Raw genomic sequence first — 540 nt, 5'->3', positions numbered from 1 at the left:
TTGGCACTGGCTTTGGCTCCTTTGGCGCTGTTACTGTAAAGCCAGTTTTCCGCCAATCGGTGAAAGGTCGGATGCTGTTTTCCGCGGTGTTGTTGGAAATGTCACAGTGTCCGTCTTTGAGGTAACAGGTCAGCCCGTCACGGTTCGACAGGAGATAATTCATGGCCGTTGTCAGCGGCGATTTGGGCAGCAGTTTGTCGACATTGTTTTCTGCCCACGCGAAGAGCGCCTTCAGGATAGGCTTTTCTTCCCCGAGGCGTCGTTCATACCGTTCTTCCGGTGAGAGCGATTTATATTCTTTTTCTTTGTCGAATAACTGGCTGATCTGGTCGATACCCGCTTTGACTAAGGTGTTTTCGAGTCCATCCGTTTCTTTAGCATAAGCCGGAGCGGCATCGACGAACTTCCGTCGGGCATGGGCCCAGCATAGGCAATGCCCCGCTGTCTTGATGGAACGGTAGCCGACATAGTCGTCCGTCAGCAGGTAGCCAGAGAAACCTTCCAGGAAAGTTCTGCACAATGGGCACTGCGCGTCGGCGC

The 540-nt window shown here is 53.3% G+C and carries 1 protein-coding gene; it reads right to left on the bottom strand.

Going from position 1 to position 540, the window contains the following annotated elements:
- The coding region (locus tag NM10_RS12855) for an IS66 family transposase (protein WP_020311960.1) at positions 1-540 on the bottom strand (540 nt) is incomplete at both ends.

It is taken from the genome of Megasphaera sp. NM10 (assembly GCF_000417505.1).
In the GTDB taxonomy this organism is placed as follows: Bacteria; Bacillota; Negativicutes; order Veillonellales; family Megasphaeraceae; genus Megasphaera; species Megasphaera intestinihominis.
The sequence above is the reverse complement of the archived record's forward strand: the minus strand, read 5'-3'. Positions and strand labels throughout refer to the sequence as shown.